At 31.6% G+C, this 14,742-nt stretch carries 13 protein-coding genes, 2 tRNA genes and 1 pseudogene; 14 read left to right on the plus strand and 2 right to left on the minus strand.

Annotation, left to right across the window (positions count from 1 at the left end; genetic code table 11):
• Positions 1-131: 131 nt before the first annotated feature.
• Positions 132-1,312 (minus strand): annotated as a pseudogene (locus GQ594_RS07490) (tyrosine-type recombinase/integrase).
• A gap of 175 nt (positions 1,313-1,487) precedes the next feature.
• Between GQ594_RS07490 and sbcB the strand changes: the two are divergent.
• The 13 genes from sbcB (at position 1,488) to GQ594_RS07555 (ending at position 12,458) form a co-directional block, all read left to right on the plus strand.
• The gene (sbcB, locus tag GQ594_RS07495; protein ID WP_160411999.1) at positions 1,488-2,921 is read left to right on the plus strand and encodes an exodeoxyribonuclease I; all 1,434 of its coding nucleotides are present in this window, start codon (positions 1,488-1,490) and stop codon (positions 2,919-2,921) included.
• 97 nt (positions 2,922-3,018) lie between these two features.
• Entirely contained in the window at positions 3,019-3,474 is a 456-nt protein-coding gene (locus tag GQ594_RS07500) for a CidA/LrgA family protein (RefSeq protein ID WP_160412000.1), read from the plus strand.
• Complete coding sequence (locus GQ594_RS07505; RefSeq protein WP_160399869.1) at positions 3,471-4,160, plus strand: CidB/LrgB family autolysis modulator; 690 nt, start codon at positions 3,471-3,473, stop codon at positions 4,158-4,160. Before GQ594_RS07500 ends, GQ594_RS07505 begins: the two co-directional genes overlap by 4 nt.
• A 52-nt stretch (positions 4,161-4,212) precedes the next feature.
• Positions 4,213-4,809 carry an ElyC/SanA/YdcF family protein gene (locus GQ594_RS07510; RefSeq protein WP_202112525.1) on the plus strand — a complete coding sequence of 199 codons (597 nt, stop codon included), beginning with the start codon at positions 4,213-4,215 and terminating at the stop codon, positions 4,807-4,809.
• Between the two features lie 164 nt (positions 4,810-4,973).
• The gene (gene artP, locus GQ594_RS07515) at positions 4,974-5,702 is read left to right on the plus strand and encodes an arginine ABC transporter ATP-binding protein ArtP (protein ID WP_160412002.1); all 729 of its coding nucleotides are present in this window, start codon (positions 4,974-4,976) and stop codon (positions 5,700-5,702) included.
• 23 nt (positions 5,703-5,725) lie between these two features.
• Positions 5,726-6,460 (plus strand): transporter substrate-binding domain-containing protein, encoded by a 735-nt coding sequence (locus tag GQ594_RS07520; protein ID WP_160412003.1) that lies wholly within the window; start codon positions 5,726-5,728, stop codon positions 6,458-6,460.
• 144 nt (positions 6,461-6,604) lie between these two features.
• Positions 6,605-7,333 carry an arginine ABC transporter permease ArtQ gene (gene artQ / locus GQ594_RS07525; protein ID WP_160399955.1) on the plus strand — a complete coding sequence of 243 codons (729 nt, stop codon included), beginning with the start codon at positions 6,605-6,607 and terminating at the stop codon, positions 7,331-7,333.
• Between the two features lie 12 nt (positions 7,334-7,345).
• Entirely contained in the window at positions 7,346-8,023 is a 678-nt protein-coding gene (gene artM / locus GQ594_RS07530; protein WP_160412004.1) for an arginine ABC transporter permease ArtM, read from the plus strand.
• Position 8,024: 1 nt separating this feature from the next.
• Positions 8,025-9,860 carry an excinuclease ABC subunit UvrC gene (uvrC, locus tag GQ594_RS07535; RefSeq protein WP_160412005.1) on the plus strand — a complete coding sequence of 612 codons (1,836 nt, stop codon included), beginning with the start codon at positions 8,025-8,027 and terminating at the stop codon, positions 9,858-9,860.
• 110 nt (positions 9,861-9,970) lie between these two features.
• A complete protein-coding gene (gene pgsA, locus GQ594_RS07540; protein ID WP_160412006.1) occupies positions 9,971-10,525 on the plus strand; it encodes a CDP-diacylglycerol--glycerol-3-phosphate 3-phosphatidyltransferase in 555 nt (184 codons plus the stop codon).
• A 208-nt stretch (positions 10,526-10,733) separates the two neighbouring features.
• Positions 10,734-10,821: transfer RNA gene (locus GQ594_RS07545), tRNA-Leu, on the plus strand.
• A gap of 18 nt (positions 10,822-10,839) precedes the next feature.
• A tRNA-Gly gene (locus GQ594_RS07550) sits at positions 10,840-10,915 on the plus strand.
• A gap of 289 nt (positions 10,916-11,204) precedes the next feature.
• The gene (locus GQ594_RS07555; RefSeq protein WP_160412007.1) at positions 11,205-12,458 is read left to right on the plus strand and encodes a toxin-antitoxin system YwqK family antitoxin; all 1,254 of its coding nucleotides are present in this window, start codon (positions 11,205-11,207) and stop codon (positions 12,456-12,458) included.
• Positions 12,459-12,663: 205 nt separating this feature from the next.
• On the opposite strand, the gene GQ594_RS07560 is transcribed toward GQ594_RS07555, so the two are convergent.
• Complete coding sequence (locus GQ594_RS07560) at positions 12,664-13,251, minus strand: NAD(P)H oxidoreductase (protein WP_160412008.1); 588 nt, start codon at positions 13,249-13,251, stop codon at positions 12,664-12,666.
• Positions 13,252-13,349: 98 nt separating this feature from the next.
• On the opposite strand from GQ594_RS07560, the gene GQ594_RS07565 reads away from it, so the two are divergent.
• Positions 13,350-14,234 carry a LysR family transcriptional regulator gene (locus GQ594_RS07565; protein WP_160412009.1) on the plus strand — a complete coding sequence of 295 codons (885 nt, stop codon included), beginning with the start codon at positions 13,350-13,352 and terminating at the stop codon, positions 14,232-14,234.
• Positions 14,235-14,742 lie beyond the last annotated feature (508 nt).

Raw genomic sequence — 14,742 nt, forward strand, 5'->3', positions numbered from 1 at the left:
GAACAGATAAAGAAAATACAATATCTATTGAACACACGCCAAGAAAACAGCATAAGTTTAAAAGCCCTGCCTCCTTTTATTCGAACGATACAATAAAAAAGTGGTAATTGACTGGTTTAATAATGGCGGAATTAATCAACGTGCTTGATGTGCCAAAGGATCTTATCAGCATATAATTCATATGCCTTTCTTTGATTTTTTAACCAATCATGTTTATTGTAAACAGCCATAACACCACCAAGTTCATGCCCTAACATCCTTTCTGTGATATGGGGCATAACTCCCTCCTCTAATAATCTAGTTGATAATGTACGTCTAAAATCGTGAGAGCTACATTCTGGCATATCTAATTTTTCACGCAATCGCCTTACATACCTATTAGCTGCTGAAATTGTAATAGAGGTATTTAACGATGTTCCTAGAAACATTTTATCATTAAACATATTTTGTAATTTTTCAACCATTGGTCCAATCTGTTCAAAAATAGGTCTTCTTATTAAGTTACCTATTTTGCTATGTTCCTTTGGAACTGTCCAAATCAATTCACCCATATCAAATTCACCAACAGAAGCAAGCCGTAATTCTGAATTTCTAGCCCCCCATAACATTAGCATTTGATGCAGGAGCTTATTTATTGTTGATGCCCTGCTATTTTCAATTACTAGCCATATTTTTGCCAACTCTTTATATGTTAATACCCTATCACCAATTTCAGTTTTAACGCCTATATTTTTAGGGCTTAATTTCATTAACTCACATGAGTCTATAACTTGACGACTAATACACCAATTTATTGCAGATTTAGCCTGCACTAGTATTGTTCTGGCTCTTTTAAGATTAATTTTTTCTTGCTTTTCAAAAAAAGTGACCCAGTCACGCACAGGTATTTCATTAACAGGTATATCAGGAAATTGATTATAAAGATTTTTGCACACAACGGCTTGATATAATGTGGCAGTTTTATCTCTAAGCGTTGATACATATTTTTCCATCCAATAATCAAGGCAAGCATTCAAAGTCATACCTGTGTTGTTTGCTTAATTTCGCTTTTTGAGGGCTATTCCTTTATTATATAAGTCTCTCAGCTCACCAACCAAAATCCTAGCCTCTTTAAGCGATAATGATGGGATAATGATGGATAACGCCCTATTGTCATTCTTTGAGCTTTTCCGTTCCATCTATAACGAAATTGAAACGCAATTGTTCCTTTTTGTGGTATTCTTACTCCTAAACCATCACCATCGGTTAACTCAGGCAACCCAGTGTAAGGTTTATTTAATATTGATTTTAATTTTGTATCACTTAATGCCATTTTATTTTCTACATTCTGTACACACATGAAAATATAATTATGTACTCAATCTGTACACATTTGCAAGTGAACAACTAAAAAATGCTTAAATAGCTAAAAACAAAAATGAACAAAAATTTATTATACCTTATTGAATTTAAATAAATAAAAGAACAATTACGAGCAAAGAAGCACAATGAAAAATAACCAAGAACAGCCAAGTTTTTACTTTCATGATTATGAAACCTTTGGTGTCAACCCAGCTCTAGACAGACCTGTTCAATTTGCCGGAGTTCGAACTGATGAAGATTTTAATATTATTGAAGAACCATTGGTTATATATTGTTCACAATCTCAAGATTACTTGCCAAATCCTGAAGCAGCATTAATTACAGGAATTACCCCCCAAGAAGCAAACCAAAAAGGCCTTTGTGAAGCGGAATTTACTCGTTTAATCCATCAAGCATTTAGTGTGCCCAATACATGTATTTTAGGTTACAACAATATTCGCTTTGATGACGAAGTAACGCGAAATATTTTGTATCGCAATTTTTATGATCCTTATGCCTATAGTTGGAAAAACGGAAATTCCAGATGGGACATTCTTGATGTCGTTCGTGCTTGTTATGCACTTAGGCCAGAAGGTATTAATTGGCCAATAAATAATGAAGATCAGCCAAGCTTTCGCTTAGAACATTTATCAAAGGCGAACAACATTGAACATGAACATGCGCATGATGCTATGTCTGATGTTTATGCAACTATAGCAATAGCCAAATTAATAAAAGAAAAACAACCTAAGCTTTTCAATTATTTTTTTACATTACGCAATAAAAATAGAGTTGCAGAACTTATTAATACCGTCAACATGAAACCTATTGTTCACGTATCAGGCATGCTTGGTAACTATCGTGGCAATATGTCATTAGTTTGCCCAATTGCTTGGCATCCATTACAAAATAACGCAGTGATTGTTTGTGACTTAATGGGTGATATTTATTCAATTATTGATTTACCTGTAGAAAAGATTAAAGAAAAGCTCTATACCAAAACAGAAAATCTTGAGTTTAATGAATCACGAATTCCTTTAAAGTTAATTCATATTAATAAATGTCCTATTGTTGCTCCAATAAAAACATTATTATCACAAAATAGCAAAAGGTTTAATATTGATGTAGATCTTTGTTTAATCAAGCAACAAAAATTATTCCAGCATCAAAAAACACTACAAAATAAAATGGCAGAATTATTTGCAATAAATGAAAATTATTCTACTCATCCTGATGTTGATGCCCAAATATATAATGGATTTTTAAATAAACAAGATAGTTTACGTTGCGAAATAATTCGAACAACACCTGCTAATTTATTAGATACATTATCATTAACATTTGATGATTCTCGCTTAGCCCCTCTATTTTTCAGATACAAAGCACGAAATTATCCACAAACATTAACTGAACAAGAACAACTAATATGGCTAGATCATTGCCGTGACAAACTTAATACATTAAAAGTACAAGATTATTTATTAACATTAGAACAACTTACTGAAAATTATATTCAGCACCCCAAAAAACTAGCAATAATTAAACAGCTTTATAACTATTGTCATTATTTAGTTGGATAATTAATTTTAGCGAGCGTATGATATAAACAAATATATTTCATCCTAACCATAGGGATAATCATCATAATTAAAGATTAAGATAATTAGCATTTATATTATGAAACATTTTTTAGCCAAGCACGCCACAATTAAACATCGACTATATTCTTTATACTATACTACTTTTAGTTATGGTCGAGGTCTTCTTGTTTTAACACTTTCTTTATGGGTAGGTAATATAATATCTAAATTATTACCAATAATAATTCCAGGTAGTATTATTGGATTGTTAATTTTATTTTTTTTACTGGCTTTTCAATTAATACCCACTTGTTGGATAAAAAATAGTTGTAATCTTTTTATGCGCTACATGACATTACTTTTTGTTCCTGCAGCGATGGGGATTATGGATAATTATTCACTTTTATTGCAAAATTGGGTACCAATTATATTTGGCAGTGTTGGCGGTACTCTAATTGTGCTGCTTTTTACTGCTTTTTTAACAGAACATTTCCATAAAACAGTAAATAAAGATCCAACTGTACCACCAAAAAATGAGGATAATCAGCCATGATATGGATGTTACCATTAACGCTTTGTGTTTTTCTCATTGTTCGAAAAATGTCATTTAAAATAAAAAATCCATTATTTAATCCTTTAGTGATTACAGTTATTGTTTTAATTCCAATTTTACTAATAACCAAAACAAATTACACTCAATATGTTAATAATGTGAAAATTATTAATGACTTATTACCTTATTCTGTTGTTGCCCTTGCCTACCCTTTATATGAACTTATTCCACAGATCAAAGCTAGATGGAAATCAATAATGATTATTACGCTAACAGCTTCACTTGCATCAATGATAACCGGAGTTTGCATTGTATTTTGGCTAGGTGGAAATAACGAAATTGCCGCATCAGTATTACCAAAATCAGTCACTACAGCTATTGCGGTAACAATTGCAAGTAACCAAGGTGGAGTTCCATCTATAGCAGCATTATGTGTAATACTTGTTGGAATACTTGGCGGTATATTTGGACACCAGATATTAAATCTAGTAAAAATAAAATCGGCTCCAGCAAGAGGATTATCCATTGGCGCTGTTTCACACGCAGTCGGTACTGCTCGTTGCATTGAGATGGACTATAATGAAGGAGCATATAGTTCATTATCATTAGTTTTATGTGGTATTATAACGTCATTGACAGCTCCGTTTTTATTTCCAATAATGGTTTTTATTTTTAACTGGTTTTAGCATGAAATTTAAAAAAATTATTGCTTATATTGCTAGCTTCTGTTTTTTTTTGATGGCAGTAATTGTCAGTTTAGATTATTGGATTAGTTATAAAACAGCACCTTATATCTACCATGATGAAAATAAACTTCCCTATCGAGAGATTGGTGTTGTACTTGGTACATCAAAATATGTTCGCAACGGTGTTATAAATGGGTTTTACCAAAATCGAATTGATGGAGCAATTGAACTTTATTGGCAAGGTAAAGTTAATTATCTTTTACTTAGTGGAGATAACGCTCTTTTGAGCTACAACGAACCCATTACAATGAAAAAAGATTTAATAAAGGCTGGTATCCCTAGTGACTCAATTGTTTTAGATTATGCAGGTTTTAGAACCCTTGATTCAGTTGTTCGGGCCAATAAAGTATTTGATGCGAATAATTTTACCATCATCACTCAAGAGTTTCATTGCGAAAGAGCAATTTTCATTGCGCTTGCTCAAGGTATACAAGCACAATGCTTTGCAGTACCTTCCCCTAAAAGCATGAAGTTAGTTCGAATCCGAGAAATGTTTGCGCGAGTTAGTGCTTTTATTGATCTTTATATTCTAAAAAAAGAACCTAAATATCTTGGTCCTGTTATTCCAATCCTATCCAATTCTCAATAGCTATTATTAATAATAAAAATTTTGTCAAAAAGTTTCAGGAAAGCTATGACTTTTGTATAAGAACAAAATAAAAACGCAATAGTCTAATAAATTAGATTGCATTTTTATGCAAAAAAAAGTAATATTTAGTCAAATTTATCGTTATACAAAATATTTAATTAACAATGAACATTGAATTAAGTCATATTAACTGCTTTTATGGTGAGCATCAGGCATTAAATGATGTTTCACTCTGCTATCCACTAGGTGAAACTATTGTATTACTAGGTCAAAGTGGAGCAGGTAAAAGCTCTTTATTAAAAGTATTTAATTTACTTGAAATTCCAACATCAGGCAGCATGACTATTGCTAACTCATATTTTGATTTTTCAAAAAAAATCAATGAATCAAAAGTTAGATTATTAAGAAAACATGTTGGTATGGTTTTTCAAAATTATAATTTGTGGCCGCACTTAACCGTACTAGAAAATTTGATTGAAGCACCTTGCCAAGTATTAAAACTATCAAAAAAAGAAGCAAGTGATAAAGCAATGGCTATATTAGAAAGGCTACAAATTAATGATATGGCTCATCGTTACCCTCTCCACCTTTCTGGTGGACAACAACAACGTGTTGCAATAGCTAGAGCATTAATGATGGAGCCAAAAATCTTATTATTTGATGAGCCAACAGCGGCATTAGATCCGGCTATTACTTCACAAGTTGCTGAAATTATTAATGAACTATCGCAGACAGGTATTACGCAAATTATTGTTACTCATGAAGTCGATTTTGCTCGCAAGGTTGCTTCACAAGTAATTTATATGGAACAAGGTAAAATTATAGAGCAAGGGCAACTTGAATGTTTTACTCATCCTAAAACTGAAGAATTTAAAGCTTATTTGTCACATTAATTAAAATAAAATTGGGTGGATATATGAAAAAAACATTACTCGCTATTTTTCTTGCAGGCACAGCCTTTGTTGCTCAAGCAACAGAAACATTAACCATTGGCACAGAAGCAACTTATGCGCCTTTTGAATTTACCAATGAAAAAAATGAAATTATTGGGTTTGATATTGATGTGATTAATAAAATTTGCGAAGACATCAAAGCCTCTTGCAAAATTGTTAATCAATCTTTTGATGGCTTAATTCCAAGCTTAAAAACACGTCGAATTGATGCAGCAATAGCGGGAATTGATGTGACACCTGAGCGTCAAAAACAAGTTGATTTTACAAAAATTTATTATGATGATAGTTCAATCCAGTTTGTTACTTTAAAAGATACCTTAACTAGCCTTGATCAACTAAAAGGCAAACGTGTTGGTATTCAAAAAGGAACAACTTACCCAAAATACCTAAGTGAAAAATACCCTGATGTTAAACAAGTCAGTTACGATAGCTATCAATTTGCTTTTTTAGATTTAAAAGCAAAACGAATTGATGCCATAGTTTCAAGCTCAATTGTTGCTGGTGAATGGCTAGGTAAAGAGACTGATATTGTACCATTAGCTGACAAAATCACCGATCACGAATTTTTTGGTGAAGGCTTAGGTATAGCAGTACGCAAAGGTAATGATCAATTGTTGAATCAATTTAACCAAGCTCTTGATAAACTAAAAGCAAATGGTGAATTAGACGCTATTTATAAAAAATGGTTTAACAAATAGTTATTAAATAGCAAAAATCGACGTCATTATGATCTCGCCGCATACTTTGCGGCGAGTTTATTTTTTATTAAACAATGTTAATTTAACAACGGTTTTCTTATGTCAGACTTTCTAACAAATAAAATAAATTGGATTCTATCTTTGATGGATGGATATATATTGCCACTAGCACAAGCGACATCAATTACATTATCATTAGCTTTAGTATCATTAGTGGTAGGCATATTTTTTGCCTTTATTTTTACGCTATTAGAATTGTCTCCAATTAAACCAGTTGCATGGTTAATGTCACTTTTTAATTTAACGATTCGAGCTTTACCTGAACTATTAATTGTTGTCGCTATTTATAACGGATTACCGTTGTTACTCATATTATTAAATGATGGTTTTACAATTAACCTTTACTTTACCTCATTAACAATACAGCTAGACATTCAAAATTTTAATATTAACCCTTTTTTATGTGGCGTTGCTGCACTTTCCCTTTTATATGCAGTTTATGCCTCACAAACACTGCGTGGTGCATTTAAAGCAATTTCAAATGGACAGTGGCAAGCAGCCCAAGTACTTGGACTTAGCAAATCACGCATATTTTTTCGTATAATAATGCCTCAAATGTGGCGTCATGCATTACCGGGATTAAGTAATCAATGGCTGATTTTATTAAAAGATACAGCACTTGTATCGGCTATTGCCATTAATGATTTAATGATGCAAACAAAAGCAATTATAGCTCGAACAAATCAACCTTTTTTATGGTATTTTATTGCAATGATTATCTATTTAATCATCTCAATTTTAAGTCAAAAAGTTATATCACGAATTGAAAAACGTTCAACCTATTTTGAACAACCAACATCAGCAAAAAATTAGTAAGGTCTTATTATGTTTGATACTTTTATTTATTACCTTAAAATCATACTTCAAGGTCTGCCTAATACATTAAGCTTAGGAATTTTAGGAATTTTATCGGCTGGATTGCTCGCAATCATCTTTTCATGTTTATTGTCACTAAATTCGTATGCTTTAACTAAAGCTATTCGTACATATATTATTTTATTTACGGGCTCCCCACTACTTGTACAACTATTTTTAATTTATTATGGGCCATCACAATTTAGTGATACATTAAGCAAAGTCCCCGTACTTTATGAACTTATCTCATCACCTTGGTTTTGTGCTTATCTAGCATTAACACTCAACAGTGCCGCCTATACAACTCAAATTTTTTATGGTTCATTAAAGGCCTTACCTAAAGGACAGTGGCAAGCTTGTGAAGCACTTGGTATGGATAAAAAACAAACATTAAAAGTTATTTTACCTTATGCATTAAAACGAGCTCTTTCGACTTACTCTAATGAGGTAGTCTTTGTTGTAAAAGGTACGGCATTAGCATCAATGATTCCCGTGATGGACATTATGGGATATAGCAACCAATTAAATGGTGATTATTATGATTTTTCTATTTTTGTTGTTGCAGGCTTAGTTTACCTCTTGATAAATGGCTTACTTAGCACCATTATGAGGATCATAGAGAAAAGAGCCCTCACCTTCGAAAACTAATATGAGCCAATTTGATTCAAATTCTTTTTTAAAAACAGTCCCACATAAACCGGGTATTTATCAAATGTTTAATGATAAAGAAACGATTATTTATGTGGGAAAGGCCAAAGATCTTAATAATCGACTAAAAAGCTACTTTAATAACAGCAAAAAAACATTAAAAACGGATATGTTAGTCAGCCATATTCATCGTATCGAATTCACAATTACCAATACCGAAACAGAAGCATTGCTGCTTGAACAAACTTATATAAAAAAATATCAACCTAGATACAATGTACTTTTAAAAGATGATAAAAGTTATCCATTTATAAAACTAAGCAAAGAACTTCATCCACAACTTTCACTTTATCGGGGAGCGATAAATCGAAAAAAAGATGAGTTTTTTGGGCCTTATCCAAGTGGATACGCAGTAAAACAAATATTAACTTTATTACAAAAAACATTTCCGATAAGGCAGTGCTTAAATTCAACCTATCGCAATCGAACACGTCCTTGTTTACAATACCAAATTAAACGTTGCCTAGGCCCTTGTGTGCCGGGTTTAGTCAGTGATGAAGATTACCTTGAACAAGTTAACTATGTTAGATTATTTTTATCTGGTCAATCAGATCAAATACTACAAAAAATAACTAAAGATATGCAAAAAGCTAGTAGCGAACTTAACTTTGAAAAAGCAACGATCTTGCGTGATCAACTTCAAGCAATAAAACACATTAATGAAAAACAAGCGATATACAACAATAATGATAATCTTGATGTCATCGGTTTTCATTATGAGTTAGGCTTAGCTTGTATCTATGTACTATTTATTCGTAACGGACAAACTTTTGGTCATCGCTCATACTTTCCTAAAGTACCATCAAATACAGAACTAGAAGAAGTTATAGAAACTTTTTTAGGCCAATTTTATCTACAAGGTAATCAGAATAGAAATATTCCTAGAAAAATTTTACTCAATTTTTCGTTATCAGATAAACAACCAATGGAAGATACACTGTCACTTATTGCAGAACATCAAGTTAAACTAATTGATGAGCCTAAAGGAGATAATCTTAAATTACTCAATATAGCAACAGTGAATGCTCAAACTGAAGTTAAAAATAAATTATTAGAAAACTCAACAATAAAACAGAGATATGACGCATTAAAATCTTTTTTGGGAATCGATAAAATTAACCGAATGGAATGCTTTGATATCAGCCACTTTATGGGCAAAAATACCATTGCATCTTGTGTTGTGTTTGACGACAAAGGACCAGTTAAATCTGAATTTCGTCGTTATAATATTACCGACATCACACCTGGTGATGATTATGCCGCAATGAAACAAGTCTTAACACGTCGTTATAGTAAAAAAGATCTACCTGATGGCAAAGTTCCAGATATTATTTTTATCGACGGTGGTAAAGGGCAACTTAATCAAGCTCTAAAGGTATTTGAACAATTAGAGGTAAATTGGAACAAAAATCATCCTATACTAATTGGTGTTGCTAAAGGTGCTGATCGTAAAGAAGGATTAGAAACCCTCTTTTTTGAAGCTCATGGCATAGGATATTATCTTGATGATCACTCCCCTGCGCTATTACTCATTCAACAAATTCGTAATGCATCGCACGATCACGCTATTGTTGGACAACGCAAAAAAGGGACAAAACAACTTACTGACAGTGCCCTAGAACATATTGAAGGCATTGGTTCTAAAAGACGTCAAGCACTATTAAAACATTTTGGCGGATTAAGAGGATTAAAAAATGCCAGTGTTGACGAAATAGCACAAGTACAAGGCATATCTAAGTCATTAGCAGAAAAAATTTACCTAAATTTAAAGCAATAGCACATTGAAAAAATAATGTATTTCAGGCAACATAAACGCCAATAAAATACTATTTATTTACTAATCATTAATGTATTGATTAATAAAGCAAAAAAAAGAGCTTATGTCACATGAAAATTAATTTTCCAACAACCTTAACATTATTTCGAATTATTTTAATCCCTTTTTTTGTGTTGGCATTTTATTTATTTCCTTATGAATGGTCTGGTTTTTTTTCTGCATTAGTTTTTTTAATTGCAGCAGTGACTGATGTATTAGATGGTTATCTTGCTCGTCGTTTAGATCAAACTACGAAATTTGGTGCCTTTTTGGATCCCGTCGCTGACAAAATTATGGTAACGATTGCATTAGTTTTAATTACGCAATATTACCAAGCGTGGTGGATCTCAATCCCTGCAATTATTATTGTTTCTCGTGAAATAATCATATCAGCTCTGCGCGAATGGATGGCCGAAATTGGCAAACGTAACAGTGTTGCTGTTTCATCAATTGGCAAAATCAAAACAATTGTACAAATGACAGCGTTAACTTGGCTGCTTTGGCGACCTTGTGATATGGTCATTTACGCAGGACTTGCCGCCTTATTTATTGCAACATTCTTAACCTTATTATCAATGTTACAATATTTATGGATAGCACACAGTGATCTACTTGATGAAGAATAACTTTTTTTAAAGTATTTTTTACATAAAGTATTTAATTAAAAAATAACACTTTTTATTGTATAAAATTAAAAATAATCTGTTTTAAATATAAAATAAGTCAAACATTGAGCAATTAAACAATTAATTTAAAATTTTTATTGACTGCAATGATAAGATAGGTAAAATGCACACCATTCAAAGCGCAGTTACTTTTAGTAATTTGTTTTGAGCCCGGGTGGTGAAATCGGTAGACACAAGGGATTTAAAATCCCTCGGCCTTTTCGGCCGTGCGAGTTCAAGTCTCGCCCCGGGCACCACTAATAAACGCCTCTCATGCGGGAATAGCTCAGTTGGTAGAGCACGACCTTGCCAAGGTCGGGGTCGCGAGTTCGAACCTCGTTTCCCGCTCCAATTTCATAGTTTAGTATATAAAAACTTTAAATATCATTAAGTCCTATTAAAATTTTAAAAATTACTTTTTCATGGCTAAAATTATTTTTATCACAAAGTAATATTCTACTGTAGCTATACTATTTAAAAAAATAGTTACATTAATAAAGCAAATTTAATTGTCATCTATTGTAAATAAACCTCATTTTTTATAAGTTCATAATTAGCAAAAGATTATTTATTATAGTATTTACTCTAGTTTCAATTTAAAAATAATTATAACCGTATCATAAAAAGGATATTAAAAGTAATGTTTTATAAAGCCAATGAAGTCAAATTAAAAAATAACGATTCATACTGTACAGATAGTTTAGAGGTACCTATCACTGGTACCGTTTTATTTGATGATTCAGAAGAAAGTCTTTTTGAAATTAATTATGTGAACGGAAAAAGACATGGACTAACAAAAATAACAGCTTTAGATGACAGCTTTTATTTCGAAACTAACTACGCTAATGGTGTTGAACATGGAGAGAGTCGCTATTATGAAAAAGGTAAACTATGCATAGTTAAAAATTATAAAAATGGTGTAGAAAACGGTCCATGTGTACAATATTATCCAAATGGCAATATTTATCATCAATATATACTTAACGATGGGGAACCTGATGGGTTGGATACATATTTTTATGAGTCAGGCATTATAGCTAGTGAACAAAATTGGAACAAAGGTGAAACAATTGGCGAGTATCGTGTTTATCACAGAAATGGTAACATTTGGGAAATCTACCCAAAGAAGGGTGGGCTTATTCAGTACTTTTACCCTAATGGAAATATTTATAAAGAAATCCCATATGTAAACAAAAAATACCATGGAGAAGCCCGTTGGTATGATGATAATGGCTCCTTAATTGCCACTCAGCATTATTTGAATGGCGTAAAGCATGGAAATGGTAAACGTTATACGCCACAAGGAAATGTTGATTTTGAAATGCCTTATAACGAGTCTAGAAAACTATTTTATAAAACTTTTGATCATTGTATTATGCTTTATCAACTTTCAGCTTTAACCAATGAATTAATTGGTGACCCACTCATTAGCTTTATTTCCTTACCAGATCAATCGGGTCAACAATCACGACTACAGGGATACTTGACTTCCGCTCTTGATTATTTTCAATATATTTTAAGCAATATCATGTTTGCTCCACATATAAATTTGAGTGCGTGGAAAACAAAAAGTAACATAACAGTGAAATTTGATAATGATGAACCTAAACCATTACGATGCAAATTTTATAACTATGAACTCACTAAACTCCTACAAAATTTTCCTGACGAAATATATCGAGAAAATAACATTCTTCCCAAAAACGATCTAGACACATTAGGGCTGTATGCTTTTGTTAATGAATTTAATCAAATTGGGGGTAACGATGATGCCTTTGAGCATAAAACAGAGGTTACATTTCAGGTTGGTAGGAAAGGAAATATAAAATTTAATCTTTCCTCTTTTGAAAAATGCAAAGAATTTTACATTAACAATTTAGAATTCCTTAGATGATAAATTTTAAAAAATAATAAAATCAATGTCATTCCTAAATATTTTTATAGGTAAAATACCGAATTACACTAGCTACGTGAGATTTGTACTAAAAATGGGGTATTTGTTTTTTCTTAACTTACGTTAATTTTTTTAAAATTTTTATTAAAATTTAGGTCTAGCTATTCAACAAAACTAGACCTAACTAAATAATTTATAGAAACTATTAAACTAATTCAGAGATAATATTACGAGCTTGCTCAAAAAAACGTTGATAATGATCTTCATCAACATTCTCAAGACCAATTGTGTTATAAAGAAAATCAATTTTTATATCATTAACTTGTAGATAATGCATGCCTTTCATAACATAATCAGTCATGTGTTGTTCCCAACCATATTCCAAAAAGCCAGCCTTTGTACCACCAACTAGTGCAACAAATCTGATTTTTTCAACTTTTAACTTAGATCCTTCTCCATACGCTAAACCATAGTTCCATACTCGTTCAAAATACCCTTTCAATATTGCAGGAAAACTATACCACCAAACAGGAAAGACTATTACTATAGTATCTTTATTATCAAGTTCTGCAAACAAACGACGAACTTCTGCAGAGTATTGCTTTGTAGGGTTTTCCCATTCAGGTTCATCTTCTTCTCGTAAAACAGGATCAAAATTACAACGATAAAGATCTAAGTTTGTGACCTCAATTCCTTGCTTTATTGCCTGATTATTCATTTCTTTAACAATATTTGCAGTTAATGAATCCTCTCGAGGATTAGCCCATATGATATATAAATTATTTGTTTTCATTAAATTCTCCCTACCAAAATACAAATTATGAATTTACAGAACGTTTTTTATTCTGTAAAGTGACTTATTTGGCATTATTTAATGAAGAATTTTCACTAATGAAATTGAAATTTGCTGATTTTACAGTATTTATTGCAGTAGCTCGCTACAAAAATTTTCGTGCAGCAGGAAATGCATTAGGTTTATCGCCCTCTGCTATTAGCCACGCCATTAAACAATTAGAACAGCGACTCAAGGTTCAAGTTTTTAAGCGCACAACACGTAGTGTATCGCTAACTGAAGTTGGGTTTACTCTTTATGAACGTTTAAGACCAGCCTTTGATGAAATAGAGACAATATTAGATGAAGTAAACCATTTTCGTAAAACACCAATGGGGACATTAAAAATTAATACGGCCCCTATATTTTCTCGTTTAGTACTGATACCGATTGTTGCTGGATTTACTCGTCAATTTCCAGATATTAGAGTCGAAATTTCAACCGAGGATCAATTAATTGATATTGTACAACATGAATTCGATGCAGGGATACGTTTACATACTACAGTTGAAAATGATATGGTCACCATACCTATTGGTCCAAAAATAAAAATGTGCGTAGTGGCTACTCCAAATTATTTCACTCATTATCCGATTCCAACTCACCCATATGATTTAAGTATTCACAAAAGTATTGTTTTTCGATACAAAAGTGGCAGAACTTATCTTTGGGAATTTGAAAAATCCAATGAAAAAATAGAAGTTATGCCCAAAGGTAATATTATACTTGATGATATGGACTCAACATTAAAAGCAGCATTATGTAATATGGGGATTTGCTATACCAGTTATGAACAAGCAAAATCTTATCTGGAAAGTGGAGAATTGGTTTCAGTTCTTGAATCATGGTTACCTATAAGACCTAGCTTACAACTTTACTATCCACGTAATCAATATATTAGCCATAGTCTGCGTACATTTGTTGATTACATTAAAAATTTATAATAATAAATGATATATCAACACTTTTTAGTAAAAAAAAGATAAGGTTATTGATTTTTTGTGTATCAATATACCTTTAAAGTACACACTAATTATTTCATTTTAACCTAACAATATTATTAACTATTGATGTATCGATCTAAATATCAATAGTGGTAGCGTTTTTGAATAAAATAACTAAGTTAAATAATCAAATAATCAAATAAAACAATTTAAAACGATAAAATAGCTTAAATGATGTAATAAATGCCCACCCTTGCATTTCCATATATCAATCAAAAAAAGACAAATATTATTAAATAACCTATATTAAAACCTTTATTTATAATCATATTAAATGATCATAAGATCGTAGGTAACAAAACCAAATTAACCTATAATATTGGGGAATTTATTTTTTTATAGATATACAATCTGTCGATATGAGAAACACACCAAGTAATTCCAATTATTTAGCCTTATTAATAGAATTTGATTTTTTCGACTTTTCTAATTTACTGTTCAAAACAGA

It is taken from the genome of Gilliamella sp. Pra-s52 (assembly GCF_009795805.1).
In the GTDB taxonomy this organism is placed as follows: domain Bacteria; phylum Pseudomonadota; class Gammaproteobacteria; order Enterobacterales; family Orbaceae; genus Gilliamella.

Coding starts and splice junctions, on each gene's coding strand:
- sbcB (WP_160411999.1), top strand. CDS start 1,488: ATGAAAAATAACCAAGAACAGCCAAGTTTTTACTTTCATGATTATGAA.
- GQ594_RS07500 (WP_160412000.1), top strand. CDS start 3,019: ATGAAACATTTTTTAGCCAAGCACGCCACAATTAAACATCGACTATAT.
- GQ594_RS07505 (WP_160399869.1), top strand. CDS start 3,471: ATGATATGGATGTTACCATTAACGCTTTGTGTTTTTCTCATTGTTCGA.
- GQ594_RS07510 (WP_202112525.1), top strand. CDS start 4,213: ATGGCAGTAATTGTCAGTTTAGATTATTGGATTAGTTATAAAACAGCA.
- artP (WP_160412002.1), top strand. CDS start 4,974: ATGAACATTGAATTAAGTCATATTAACTGCTTTTATGGTGAGCATCAG.
- GQ594_RS07520 (WP_160412003.1), top strand. CDS start 5,726: ATGAAAAAAACATTACTCGCTATTTTTCTTGCAGGCACAGCCTTTGTT.
- artQ (WP_160399955.1), top strand. CDS start 6,605: ATGGATGGATATATATTGCCACTAGCACAAGCGACATCAATTACATTA.
- artM (WP_160412004.1), top strand. CDS start 7,346: ATGTTTGATACTTTTATTTATTACCTTAAAATCATACTTCAAGGTCTG.
- uvrC (WP_160412005.1), top strand. CDS start 8,025: ATGAGCCAATTTGATTCAAATTCTTTTTTAAAAACAGTCCCACATAAA.
- pgsA (WP_160412006.1), top strand. CDS start 9,971: ATGAAAATTAATTTTCCAACAACCTTAACATTATTTCGAATTATTTTA.
- GQ594_RS07555 (WP_160412007.1), top strand. CDS start 11,205: ATGTTTTATAAAGCCAATGAAGTCAAATTAAAAAATAACGATTCATAC.
- GQ594_RS07560 (WP_160412008.1), bottom strand. CDS start 13,251: ATGAAAACAAATAATTTATATATCATATGGGCTAATCCTCGAGAGGAT.
- GQ594_RS07565 (WP_160412009.1), top strand. CDS start 13,350: ATGAAATTGAAATTTGCTGATTTTACAGTATTTATTGCAGTAGCTCGC.